Source organism: Ligilactobacillus acidipiscis (assembly GCF_900116935.1).
Classification (GTDB): Bacteria; Bacillota; Bacilli; order Lactobacillales; family Lactobacillaceae; genus Ligilactobacillus; species Ligilactobacillus acidipiscis.
On sequence record NZ_LT630287.1, the window covers coordinates 1,566,742 to 1,579,111 of the forward strand.

General features: G+C 38.0%; 14 protein-coding genes and 1 pseudogene. 1 reads left to right on the forward strand and 14 read right to left on the reverse strand.

All coding sequences use genetic code 11. From position 1 onward, the window contains the following. Positions 1-11: 11 nt before the first annotated feature. The 3 genes from istA to BQ5903_RS07245 form a co-directional block, all read right to left on the reverse strand. Positions 12-1,232: an IS21 family transposase gene (gene istA, locus BQ5903_RS07235; RefSeq protein WP_010499979.1), complete on the reverse strand. Its 1,221-nt coding sequence runs from the start codon at positions 1,230-1,232 to the stop codon at positions 12-14. A gap of 96 nt (positions 1,233-1,328) precedes the next feature. Continuing rightward, positions 1,329-1,796 (reverse strand): site-specific DNA-methyltransferase, encoded by a 468-nt coding sequence (locus BQ5903_RS07240; RefSeq protein ID WP_079579245.1) that lies wholly within the window; start codon positions 1,794-1,796, stop codon positions 1,329-1,331. Between the two features lie 21 nt (positions 1,797-1,817). Further along, positions 1,818-2,378: a DUF536 domain-containing protein gene (locus BQ5903_RS07245; RefSeq protein ID WP_056988216.1), complete on the reverse strand. Its 561-nt coding sequence runs from the start codon at positions 2,376-2,378 to the stop codon at positions 1,818-1,820. 468 nt (positions 2,379-2,846) lie between these two features. On the opposite strand from BQ5903_RS07245, the gene BQ5903_RS12240 reads away from it, so the two are divergent. After that, positions 2,847-2,924, forward strand: a complete 78-nt coding sequence (locus BQ5903_RS12240) for a putative holin-like toxin (protein ID WP_230083881.1) — start codon at positions 2,847-2,849, stop codon at positions 2,922-2,924. A 639-nt stretch (positions 2,925-3,563) separates the two neighbouring features. Here BQ5903_RS12240 and BQ5903_RS12245 read toward each other — a convergent pair. The 11 genes and pseudogenes from BQ5903_RS12245 to BQ5903_RS07305 form a co-directional block, all read right to left on the reverse strand. Beyond that, a pseudogene (locus BQ5903_RS12245) lies at positions 3,564-4,661 on the reverse strand (ImmA/IrrE family metallo-endopeptidase); the annotation flags it as partial. 2 nt (positions 4,662-4,663) lie between these two features. Next, positions 4,664-4,882 carry a hypothetical protein gene (locus BQ5903_RS07260; RefSeq protein ID WP_079579247.1) on the reverse strand — a complete coding sequence of 73 codons (219 nt, stop codon included), beginning with the start codon at positions 4,880-4,882 and terminating at the stop codon, positions 4,664-4,666. Positions 4,883-4,998: 116 nt separating this feature from the next. Beyond that, positions 4,999-5,232, reverse strand: a complete 234-nt coding sequence (locus BQ5903_RS07265) for a hypothetical protein (protein WP_079579248.1) — start codon at positions 5,230-5,232, stop codon at positions 4,999-5,001. 16 nt (positions 5,233-5,248) lie between these two features. Beyond that, positions 5,249-7,426: a type IA DNA topoisomerase gene (topB, locus tag BQ5903_RS07270; RefSeq protein WP_079579249.1), complete on the reverse strand. Its 2,178-nt coding sequence runs from the start codon at positions 7,424-7,426 to the stop codon at positions 5,249-5,251. A 17-nt stretch (positions 7,427-7,443) separates the two neighbouring features. Next, positions 7,444-7,788, reverse strand: a complete 345-nt coding sequence (locus BQ5903_RS07275) for a hypothetical protein (protein ID WP_079579250.1) — start codon at positions 7,786-7,788, stop codon at positions 7,444-7,446. Between the two features lie 16 nt (positions 7,789-7,804). Continuing rightward, positions 7,805-8,650 carry a conjugal transfer protein TrbL family protein gene (locus tag BQ5903_RS07280; RefSeq protein ID WP_079579251.1) on the reverse strand — a complete coding sequence of 282 codons (846 nt, stop codon included), beginning with the start codon at positions 8,648-8,650 and terminating at the stop codon, positions 7,805-7,807. Positions 8,651-8,666: 16 nt separating this feature from the next. Continuing rightward, positions 8,667-9,071, reverse strand: coding sequence for a hypothetical protein (locus BQ5903_RS07285; protein ID WP_079579252.1), 405 nt, complete (start codon positions 9,069-9,071; stop codon positions 8,667-8,669). A gap of 12 nt (positions 9,072-9,083) precedes the next feature. Beyond that, a complete protein-coding gene (locus BQ5903_RS07290; protein ID WP_079579253.1) occupies positions 9,084-10,613 on the reverse strand; it encodes a VirD4-like conjugal transfer protein, CD1115 family in 1,530 nt (509 codons plus the stop codon). After that, the gene (locus tag BQ5903_RS07295) at positions 10,610-11,068 is read right to left on the reverse strand and encodes a conjugal transfer protein (RefSeq protein WP_079579254.1); all 459 of its coding nucleotides are present in this window, start codon (positions 11,066-11,068) and stop codon (positions 10,610-10,612) included. The genes BQ5903_RS07290 and BQ5903_RS07295 overlap by 4 nt, the downstream gene beginning before the upstream one ends. Then, the gene (locus BQ5903_RS07300) at positions 11,069-11,254 is read right to left on the reverse strand and encodes a hypothetical protein (protein ID WP_079579255.1); all 186 of its coding nucleotides are present in this window, start codon (positions 11,252-11,254) and stop codon (positions 11,069-11,071) included. It abuts the gene before it with no gap. A 46-nt stretch (positions 11,255-11,300) separates the two neighbouring features. Then, entirely contained in the window at positions 11,301-12,329 is a 1,029-nt protein-coding gene (locus BQ5903_RS07305) for an IS30 family transposase (RefSeq protein ID WP_079579256.1), read from the reverse strand. Positions 12,330-12,370 lie beyond the last annotated feature (41 nt).

The following is a 12,370-nucleotide window of genomic DNA, read 5'->3' on the forward strand; positions in this document are numbered from 1 at the left end:
CCTCCTGAGAATTAGACTTGGTCATAGGCACTTAGATTTTTACTAATGAATTGTTCAATGTCATCTTCATTACGACCGTTCATTAAATCTGAACGTAAAATTGCCTTGGTATCTTCATAGTTATAATTATATTGTTGGGTAGTTATTTCGTGAGAGCGGATCAATTTTCGGTTATAATAAATCTGAACATGTTTCTCATCATCACTGACTTCGAGAGTAACTTGTTCACCAATATATTTTGGATCAACAGAGTACTTACATTTCCGAAAATTGACCATAGCTTCCTTAGAGACGATACGTGAGATATCTTCTTCAAAATAAGGCTTGAGTAGGTCAACGGGAGTTGAATGTAATTGCTCTTTTTCTTTGTCTTCCCAAAGAAGTGTAGGTTGCAGATGCGTGGCTTGAGAAATTTCCTGATTAAGTTCATCACTTAAGTTATCCACTAGTTCGATTAGATCCGTTCCGTCAAAAGGTTCGTAATTATAGGGACGCAGACGCTCAACAGTTCGTGCTAGTGCCTCAACGGCACCTTTAGTTTGCGGGCGAAAAACACGACAAGCAATTGGTTTAAAAGCGGCGTCTTTACTGAATTGATAAAAACGCTGGTTAAAAATTGCGTGTCCAAAGGAAGATTTCGAATGGTCTATGACAGTTTTCATGTTATCAAACCAAATTTCGTGTGGGATTCCGCCCGTAGCTTCAAAAGCTTGCGCCAAACAGCTAAATAAAGTATCCTGTGAGCGATCAAAAGTTAAGGTTAAGTATTTGTATTTAGAATAAGGAAGCACATATAAGAAAATATTAAACTTATAGAGGATACCTTCACTGTTCCTGAGCTTCATTTCTTCTTTCCAATCCACTTGGGCCGAGAGGCCCGGAGTATGAGTGACTCGAATGGTAGCTTTCTTGACCTCATGGTTTTTAAATTTACGACAATACGTTTTTACAGTTGAATAACTACCTAGATAGCCTTTCTTTTGAATAAATTTAAAGATTGCCATGGCAGAGCAATTAAGCGCTAATTTATCATGGATGATTGCTTTAAAAGGCTCCAGTAAGCTTGGCTTTTTAACAACTTTCCTGGTTTTGACTTGGTCGGTAGCAATTTCTTCAACTACCTTTTTAATAGTGCGATAATCCGCGTTATATTGCCTTCCTAGAGCAGCGTAATTTGGTTTAATGTTTTCTTTCATATCTTTTAGCACTCCTTGTCTTAAATCATTTCTCACATCAGTTGCCTCCTTGAAAACTAAAAATACTGATGTAATTAATGATACAAAAAAATGTAGAAAGACCGACATTTTTGATTGCCGTTTTCCTACATTTTATAGCTGCCTTTTACAATCAGAATAACTAGATGCGTTATGTTCACCGTTTTGATCATACTTTTTAGCATTAACAAATATTTTAGGCTCTAATAGCTCATCAATTTCAGGTTTAGCAATGATTTCGTTTAAAAATGGTTCATCAGCAGATTCATCAATAAATTTTCCATTAGCTGTTAAACCAATTTTATTTGTATATTTGGTGTAACTGTTTTCCCAAAATTCTTTATATTCAAACATTTCAATAAATTGATTGAGTCTAAATACTTCAGTGTCAGCAATTTTTTCTACATAATTTTTATGTATTAAAGGATCTTTAAATAGCTTTGTCATCAGTTCACGGTCAAATTTATCCAAGTCATTAATTACATTATTTCGTTTCAGAGAACCCTTACTAGTTAAATACTTGTTTCCAAACTCTCCTAAAATACTTTTGCCTTGAGACATTATCTTAGGTTCTATTTCCATTCTTAATCCACCCTTTAATTTTTACCAAAAATGCCACCAACTCTTATTGACTTTATTTTTATGTATTCTTTTTTTCTTTTCATCGACAATATGACTTTGATCTTGCTTGTCGTTTTCAGCATTGTCATGAATGGCATTAATACTATTCGACAAGGTATCGTCCTTGTCGTTTGATTGTTGCTGTTGAGTTGCACTAGAAGGTTCAAGCAATCCACTCAATTTCCGAATGTGCTCTTTTAATCGATGGTTTTCTGTTACCGTTGCTATCTGTAATTTTTGTTGCTGGTCTAAGGCTTGTTGTAAATTTGCAATTTGTTGATCTTTAGCATCAAGTTGTTTCAGCAAGATGTGATCAATCTTGTCATTCTTGTCGTTTTTATCTTGCTGATTTGGTTGTCGGTCTTGCCGTTTTTGCTTGCCAAAGTTAGCAAGCATTTTAACGCCTTGGTTGTCTATTTCTAGATGGTTTTTGACTTTATAAGTGTGTTTGCTTCGAAAGCCATTAATACTATTAATACGTTGATTAATAGCTTGTTTTGATAATTTCAATTCTTCTGAAAGTTGTCGAATAGTCTTGCCCAATAGTTTCACCACCTAATTAATCCGCCTTAAATTATAAGTTATGTCTTTTGAACTTGGAGTGAGAATGTAGTCAAGTGCTAGGCGTGGAGATTTTTTTGTGGGCTTCAAAAAAATACTACCCGTTCTTGACGGAATGAAACGACACACTGAAACGGCTGAAAGCCAAAGTTAGTTCCACCAACTTTGCTTTCCTGCCACACGGCGAGTGGGCGAGTGAGTTTGAGAGGGGGGAAACCCCGCTCATGACTGCGGTCAAGCTGGTTTCAGCTTGTGGGTGTGGGCAACGTCCACGGTTTTTAATTATTAGGACAATTGCTCCTTTTTACGATATAATACAATTAGTAGAAAAGTTAAGACGGTAGCTATTTCCTGTAAAAGGGGGCGGTGCTTATGGTGTAAAAGCCTTAGCAAAACCATATCCTAATGAAAGGAGTAGCCAGGGTGTCAGTATCAGACGCCTTACAACTAATGTTGGCTTTCGGTACGTTTATCGTTGCCTTAATTGCACTAGTTGTTGAGCTGATAAAAATTAGCAAAAAAAAATAACCGTCTTAGCTTTGCAGAGCTAACGGTTATTTTATCTTAGTTTATGCTACCGTCTAACGGTTCTACTAGGAAGTCCTGTTCACGCAGGGCTTCTTTTTTTCTATTCATATTATAACACAAGTCCATATTTTGGACTATTAAAATAGCTATCTTGATTTTAAGCCATTATAGCAAGGCTCTTTTTCTCGTGTTTTTTTGCTTGTACAAAATTTGCAGTACCTCATTGGTCATTTACTGTACTTATCCATTTATCAGCTTGAAACGGTCTTAGAATGCGCTTCTCAAACGTCAAAACACAAAAAAGCGCCCATTTCTAGGCGCTTTTTATGATTATCGTTGTAAAGTTTGCTGTTCTTTTTTAATTCTTGGTTGTTTCAAATCTGGGTTAGCTTTTGCAAAGTCTTTTAGTTGTTGTTGCGTTTTTTGACTAATTTCAGTTTTAACTTTATTTAGCTGTTCTTGTATTTGATTTTTATTTTCGCCTGGTTTTTCTAACTTATCATGCAATGCTTTGTATTGATCTGATAAGTTAGGTTGTTTCGTGTTATTTTCTGCTTTAATTGTTGGATTTGCTAAAGTTGCATTGCTTTCTTGTAATTTGTAATCTTCGCCGTATAAGCTGTTTAACATCAACGTTTGTTGTGCAAGTCTAGGCTCTAACTTACTAATTTCCTCTTCTGCAAGCCCTGCTTCATACGTCTTGGGGGCTTTTTCAATAATTTTACCGTAACGTGTAAGCTGGTCTTGCGTTTCAGCGATTGCCTGTTTTAATTTATCAATTTGTTCCTGGTCAGCATTTACTTCTTTTGTTTTAGGTTCGGGCGCTTTTTGTGTCTGTGTCTGCTCCTGCTGTTGTTCTTGTTTTTGGTCTAACTGCAATTTTTCGGTCAGTTCAGCAGTTAGATCAATGGTTTTATTGCTGACTTTTTGAATTTCACTGATTGCTTTATGGATTAGGTCTTTATCCTTAGCCCAGGTTGCCACATATCCTAGTGAATAGTCGCTAGTATCAACACCGATATTTTGCATAGCCACATAAGCCACGGCTTCGGCTTGCGTTTCTTTGTATTCACGTGGACGGTCTTTAAATTCTGACGTTAAACCATGCAACTGGCTATGGGCATATTCATGATATAAAGTTTTGAGCTTTAAGGCGCTGTCTTGTTCTTTATTATCAATGACAATTTCATTTGCTTTAGGAACAAAATAACCTTTTACACCTGGTTGTGATATATTTTCTTCGGTCACTGCTAAATTGGTTTTTTCATTCAAATAATCTTTAAATGAGTTATACAAGTTAGTGACGTTTTTGTGTTCCTGCAAGTTTTCTTTGATAAAGTCTTGGGTATTTAACACGTGCTGTCCTGATGTTTGCTTAATGTCAAAAATCGGGATAAAGCGATAACCAACGATTGCTTTATCTTCCGTGGTATTAAGCTTCTTTTTTTCTTCTTCGGTTAATTTTTTGATAATCGGGGCGCTGATTCGGATTGATTTAGCGCCTTTATTAACATGTCGGTTAAAATCATTCTGCCACTGTTTATATCCTGCAACTTGGGTAGCTGCTGGGTCTTGTGAGTAGATTAAATCAATATTGCGCTGACTATATCCATGAAACTTGCTTAATGTGTCCAGGTACTTTTTGAACTTATCACTGTCTGTCAGTTCTAAAATTTTTTGCTCGGCTTCATTGACTAACTTTTCTTTCCAGGCGTCCCTTTCGGCTTTATTTGGCATGATTATTCCTCCGTTTCATCAGGAAATTCAGTTGCTAAATCTTTAACGGTCAATAATTCAATGGGTTCTGTCCCATACAAGGCAATATACTGATTATCAACTTGTTGCCAAGCAACTTGTTGATATGCGCCATTACCACTAATTTCATCTAAATATTTGTAGTTTTCCTTGTTGCTTAAAATAGGCAACTCGCTGGCTGATACGTCTAAATTATTGTGCATGATATTCTGTCCTTTCTTTTAAATACGCCTGGTGTTTAGTGGTGCTTTTCGCTTTTTGAAAAACACCACTAAATGCCTGACTTACCAACTGAAACGTTAGTGTAAGGCGATAGGAATTATTTATTTTTTGTATGCTTAATCCCATAATAAATACAGTAAACAAGCCCTATTAGACTTATGACAAGAAGCGTTATTGCTTGTGTAAGTCCATTTGTATAATTTTCAAGCGGTATTGTATTTTTAACGGCTGTGAATGCAATAATAATCCCTAAAAATCCGCCTATTGCAACTGAAAGCAGTATTATTGGTGCTAAACGTGCTAATTTCACTTTTATGTTGGTTTTACTCAATATCATTACTCCCTTTCTAGTTGAAATTAAAGCTTAGTCGATTGTTTTCTAATTTTAAAGAAGCGTCAAATTTCTTGCCCGTTTTCTTAGATTTGAAACCTTTGATTTTACTGGTTTTTCCGTTAGTGATTAAAGCTTTAACTGCGGTTTTTGGCAAAGTCTTATCACTCCATTTCTTTGGTAAGGTAAATTTACATGGTTGATCGGCTGTATAGTTCGTACAACCATAAAATTTACCTTTATCAACAATTTTACCTTGTTTACAAATTGGACAAATGCCAATTTCTGTCTCTTTTTTTGCTTCGCTTTCAGCGGTTTTTTGACTAGCAACTTGCTTTGTTAAAGTCTCACTTTTTTCCATTTGTTCAGGAATTTCTGCGACTAGCTTTTGGATAAACTTTTTAATCTGACCTAAAAAGTTTTCCTGGGTTCGTTTCTTTTGACTGATTTGTTTTAAAGCAACTTCCCATTTAGCTGTCATTTCTGGGCTAGTTAGTAACGGCTCTAATTCAACGGCTTTACATAACGTCACACCTTGTTCAGTGACATGGATTTTATTTTTTTGGGTCGCTAAATATTTTTTCTTTTTCAAACCGTCCAGGATATTTGCCCTGGTAGCTTCTGTTCCAATACCCTCGGTATCTTTCAAAATCGCCTGGGCTTCTTCATCATCTAAAGTCTTACCTGCGGTTTTCATAGCCGTTATTAAAGTACCCTCGGTAAATGGTACTGGTGCTTTAGTTAGCTTTTTGTCGGTGGTTAAATCTGCTTTGACTGCCTGTCCTTTTTCTACGGCTGGCAAAATTGTTTCTTCTTTGTCCTTGTTGGTTGATTTGTCTGCTTTAAACAGTAACTTCCAACCTTGGTTAGTTGGGACTTTTCCTGTGGCTTTAAACAGTGCTTCGCCCACTTGTGTTAAGATTGTCGTTTCTTCGTATTCGTATTGATCTGCAAACATGGCTAGCGTTGTGCGCAAAACAATATCGTATACCTGCTTTTCTAGTTTTGGTAGGCTGTTTAATTTTTCAATAGTTGGTACTGTTTTTGTCATGACAATAGCATGATGTTCCTGGACTTTTTTACCATTCACATATCGTGCTTGTGGTTCAGTTTTCTTTAAAGAGACCTGATTAGATACCAAACCTAGATACTGATTTAGATTTTTAACTAAATAACTAAATTCTTGGTCGGTAATGTAATTACAATCAGTCCTGGGATAAGTTAGTAATTTAGCTTCATACAAGGATTGTACGGCTTTCAATGTGTCACTTGCGCTGGCGTGATACCGTTTGTTTATCTCACTTTGTAAGCTCGATAGTGAAAATAATCTGGGACTGCTGGTTTTCTTTTGCTGTTTTTGTACGTCCTTGATTAAACTGTCTTGTTGTCCTTTCTGCACGTTTTTAGCGTCCATAAAGGTATTTAACTGTTCTTCGTCTTTAAATCGCTTGTAGGGGTCTAATTTGGCTTCAAAATCTTGTGTATCGGCTGAAATTTTAGCGTTAATCTCAAAATAAGGCTCTGGCTTAAAATCTTTGATAGCTAAATCTCTCTGATAAACCATGTATAAGGTTGGTGTCTGTACTCGTCCAATTGAATACACGCCTTTAGCGCCTGCTTGTTGTAAAAGCAAGGTATATAAAGGACTGCCGTTCATACCGACTAGCCAATCACTAATTTGGCGTGTCTGGGCTTCTTTATACGCTGGGTAGTAGTTCCAACCGTCTTTTAAATTTCTGAATCCGTTTAAAATGGCTTCTTGCTCAAGTGAATTGATCCAAAGCCGTTTTAGCGTTTTGCTTTTGAGATTAACGCCTGCTTTTGTCATGATAGACCAGGCAATATTTTCACCCTCTCGGTCGCTATCAGTCGCAATGATAATCGTGTCGGCTTCATTCAGTAAATCTTTAACGATATTGAACTGTTTCTTTTTATCTGCGCCCACGATAAACTTGTATTTTTCTGGAAAAATGGGTAAATTAGATAAAGCCCACTTCTTATACTTGCTATCGTATTTATCGGGTGTGGCTAACTCAACTAAATGCCCAAAACCAAAAGTGATTTTGGTGTTTTCGGGCAAAACAGGGTCGCTTACTTCAAAGTAGCCCTGTTTTTTTGTGCTTTTTTGAAATGCTTCAACGTATGACCTGGCTTGGCTTGGCTTTTCAGCTAAAATCACTGTATTAGAACTCATGGCTTCCCCCCCTTTTATTACTGTGCAGTAAATGGTTCATCAGTAAATGTTATATCAGAGACTAAATTTAAATTGATCAACGCAGGATATTTCAGGTCTTTTCTTCGAATAACTAAGAAATTACCTTGTTTTCTTAATTCTTCAATTGGGTGGTAAGTTTTAATCGGTTTGCCTAAAAAAGTAGTCGTTTCTTCTTCTCCATTCAATACACTGAAAAAGGCTTCTATCGCTTTCGCTGCTCCTTTCTCGTACCAAAGAGATAATTCTTCATACATTGTGTCTGAACCCTTTACTTTTTCTTCTTGTTGCATACTAAGATGCCATAATTGGATATATAGCATTCCTTCTTTTTGTTTTAACATTTTAGTTTCTCCTTTCTTAACTTCTGAACATGTTCCGTCCGATATTACCCATACCACGCATAACTGAACGTCCTGCACCTTTGGTAATTCCTGTTGAAGCCCAAAAGTCTTGGATTGCGTGTGGTGTGTGTAGAACTAGCCAACCAAAACCAATGCAACCAATGAAAGCTAGAAAACTAAATTTTGAACCAATGTGCGTAAAACACCAAATTGTTATGGTAAGTGATAAGACTTGCGACAACATAGAAATGTTGTAATAAACTAATTTTTTCCACCAGGTTGAACTATAATCAAAGCTCTCGCTGGCGATTGACATAGCAACAATCGGGATTGACATGTTATAAAATGCCATGTCAGCAAAGTAGATACACATTTTAATGAAAAAAGCGACAACGACAATTGCAAAAAAGGCTAGGAATAACACCTGCACGAAACCTGTAAGCTTAATGTTATCAGTTACTTTTGATGTACTGGTTACGGCATTTGCTGTGAATTTTCCACTCATTTCAAACATATTCTTAGCAAGTGGCACAATGATTCTTGTTTGTAAAAATCCTTGTAAAAAAACAAATACGGGGATAGCAACGGCTGATTTAACAGCGTCCATAAGAATATTTGCCCAGGTTACATCTGTACTTTCGTCTGCTTCTGAAATAAGTGTCATGATAATTCTTGCTAGGACTACGACAACTACCATTGACGTGGCTAAGGCTAGAAATACGCCGTACCACTTATCTATAATTGGCAATGATTTTGTTACTTGGTCTAGGATTGATTTAATTGCCGTGATTGCAAAATCTAAGATATTTTTGAAAATGCCATTAAAGAAATTCATGATAGCTTCTGTGATTTTCTCTTTCATTTTTTAACCCCCTTTTCTATTTATCTGGGATCAGCGTTACACTTCCTGTATCGTCTTTAGCTAGCTTGTTTGTTGGCGTTAATTTGTATTCATCAGAATCTTTTTTAATGCTGAACGTCCTTGTTTCTCTTTCGCCTGAAACTGAATTGTTATTGATGAATTTGATCTCTTCCTGGCTACCTTTATCCTTAACAGTGTACGTATATGTGTCACTAAATCCTGCTTCGTTTAGTACCATTTTCTTTTCTGTAAACTTGGCGGTTGCTTTTACCTTTTCTCCTTTTTGACTATCAAAAGTCCAGTTCTGTGATTGCAAGGTTTCGGCGGTTGTTTTATGTCCTATCCCATAGCCGATCCCTGAAATGACAGCTAAAACAATGACCACAATACTCGCAATTGTAAGCTTCTTTTTATTACTCATTATTACTCCCCCTTAATCTAAACGTACTTCATCATCATCTGAACTAGCTTGTTGTTTCTTTACGGCTAAGTCCATTTCGTCTTGCATATCCTCTTCTTCTTCGGGCTTAACATCATTTTGTTCTTTTTCGGTTTGCTGTTGTTTTAGTTGGGCTTGCCATTTTTCATTAGCTTCGTTGAACTTTGTTTGTTGGCTCATTGACGGCTCGCCATGATAGTCATTTTGTGCTAATTGTATTAAATGGTCTGCGCCTGGAAATAGCTTAAACTGAAAAGCCTTGGTTGCTTGAATTGGCCTTTGGTTAGCAAAGATTAGTAAGCTCTGGGTATCTGGCATACGCATGATTTCATCTGGTGTCATTAACGAAAGGCTGGTATAACTGTAACTGTCGCTTTTGCTGGTACTGGTCTCTTTGCTTCTGCTGGTGCTTTCGCTTCCTGTTTCGACCTTGACCGTTGATTTACCTAGTAAATCACTAAAATATTTAGCAGTTACATCATTAGCAGCGTTCAAGCAAATCTTAACGGCGTGATTACCTAAAATAGATTCGGCTTTTTCTTTGCCGTATAAGGCTTGTAATTGTGTCAAGGTTTGACAAATGGTAGTAACACCAATGCCATAACCACGACAAGTTGCTAGAAACTCTTCATACTTCGGGAACTTTCCTAAATTAACAAACTCGTCCAGGATAAAATCGACTGGCACTGGTAACTTTGCGCCGTGGTCTGACGCTAATTTATACAATTCATCAAATAGTTGTGAAAAAAACAGGTTGATAAAACTTTCGTAAGTATCGTCCATAACTGGGATTATGACGTACAATACAATTTTAGTGTTGCCAATATCCTTTAGATCAAAATCTGAAAAGCTGGTAAAGTTGGCGACTTCTTCATCAACAAATTTGCTGACGGTTGCTAACAAGCTTTCAATGATACTGGCTTTCATTTCCCCTTTGGCTTTCTTGAAACCTAGTTCATAAGCTCGTCTAGCTGGGTCGGTCATGTCTAAATCTAAGAAAAGCGAATCCAGGGGGCTATCTGTTTCATCTTCGCCTGGTTCAACATCAAACTTTTGTAGCACGTTTGTGACCCCTGCTAAATTACGTTGGGCTGGCTCTCGGTGCTTCATCACGAACAAGATTAAGGCTTTTAGTAACTGTCTTTGGGTACTGAACCAAACGTCCTTTTTACCCTCTTTGTTTTCAGATTGTACAATTTTTGTCGCTACGTTTTCGGCTTGTATATCTCGCTCGATATAATCAAACGGATTATAGCGATCAGAATGCAACATGTTAGAAAAATTGACGACATGCACTTGATAGCCCTGGGCTAACTTCACGCCTGCGGTCTTTTCGTAAAGTTCTCCTTTGGGGTCGGTCACAACAATACTGTTTTGTGTTTCGTTAAAAAGATTAGTGATAACCACTGATTGGGTCTTATACGAACCTGGACCACCGACAACAAACACGTTTCGGTTGGGCTTAGTATTGTTGTTTTGGTAAATAACTTGCTTATCAACTGTCCCTAAAATCGTCCCATTCATTTCTGCTCCCCCTTATCCTGCAATCGTTTAACGGTTTCTTGGTTTAGACTGTCGTTAAACTGACTGCTCAAATCTTTGGTACTGGTCGTAAAATACTGTGATAACAGATCTTTTACGTTGCCCCATGTGGCACTACCATGTGTGTCAGTATCGGCTGTTTCCCATTGTTTTGCCTTGCTTTGCCGTTTTAAGGCAAAGTATAGGGTATAAATGACTGTTGCTATACTAACACTAATCAATGGTGGCTGTTTCTGTCCTAAATAAAGCTTGTAATAATGAAACGGGCTAAGTGAAACTTCTTTTAAAATCCCCGTTAAATGGTCGGTTATTTGTAACTTATATTGCGCTAAGGCAAGTATCAACGCTGTTACAAGCATTGCTAGATAGAAACCAACTAGAAGCATGATTAGATACGGTATAGATTTTTTGACCCCTGTCAATATCTTCTCACCCATTTAATTTTCACCTACGACTTTCTCAATTTTATCTAAACTCGTGCCTGAATAACGCTCATTATCGGCATTGATAAACGTTGGTACTGCGGTCAGTCTATATTTTCCAATGTACTTACGGTTCGCTGGTTGGTTCATATTGATAAACAACACGTCTTTGTTGGTTAATTTATCTTCCTCAATTGTCAAGTTAAGTGCAACACTAATGGCCTATTCTTATAATTGGTCTAGAAAGTTAAACCAGTTGTGGCATAACATCCGCTGGACAACTATAGCTTAAACAGCGGCGGGGACGGTGATTCAGCGTGTCTTGAACCAACTGCAGATCCACTAATGAGAGGTTTTTAAAGGAATGCCCCTTTGGGAAGAACTCTCTTAATTGACCATTCACATTCTCATTAGTGCCCCGTTCCCAGGGAGAATATGGATGGGCAAAGTAGATTTCCGTTCCTTGAACCTGATTTAAACTAGCGAATTCCGAGCCGTTGTCAAACGTGATAGTCCGAAAGTTTTCTGCACCGTAATCATCAATCGTATCTTGGAGGGCTTGCCGGCAAGTCTCTGCCCGGTAATCAGGCAATTTAACGATAATTTCCATCCGGCTAACTCGCTCGGTTAACGTCATTAAAGCTGGTTCGGACTCAACCCGTTTGGCTTTCACTAAGTCGCCTTCCCAATGGCCCAACTCCTGACGTTTCCGAACCACTGCGGGCCGGTCTTCAATGGACTGTCCAAGCCGTTTTTTATTCAGGCGGGCATGTCGGTGATTCGGGCGTTTAACGCGGCGACGTAGCTTCATGGGTAAATCATAGTTGTGAAGCTCCGGGAGCTTGCCAGCCTCGATGTACCGATAGACCGTAGCCGTTGATGGGCAGGGAAAGCCCGGGTAATGAGCTTTGAAATAGTGGACATACGTATCGACACTGAAAACTCGTGGCTTAGCTTTTAAAGCTTTCGGCAGGGACTTGAAGAACACGGCAGCCCGCTGCAGTAAACCTTTGGGGTGACACTTGGCCCGCTGTTCTCGATAGTAAGCCGCCCCGCGCTCGGCAAAGTAGCCCTGATATGACCGATGTTTCTGGGAATCAATCTGGGTGGTTAACCCGCGTTTTAATTCGCGAGAAATGGTGCTGGGACTCCGGTGAAGCCGGCTGGCAATCTGACGAACGCCAAATCCTAATCGAGTCAGGGACTCAATTTGACCGCGTTCAAAAGATTGGAGTTGTTGGTAATGCTTAGGCATGATATTCTTAGTTTGGGCCATGAAGACACCTATCCTTATCTGTTGATTTTGTCGTTAATAAT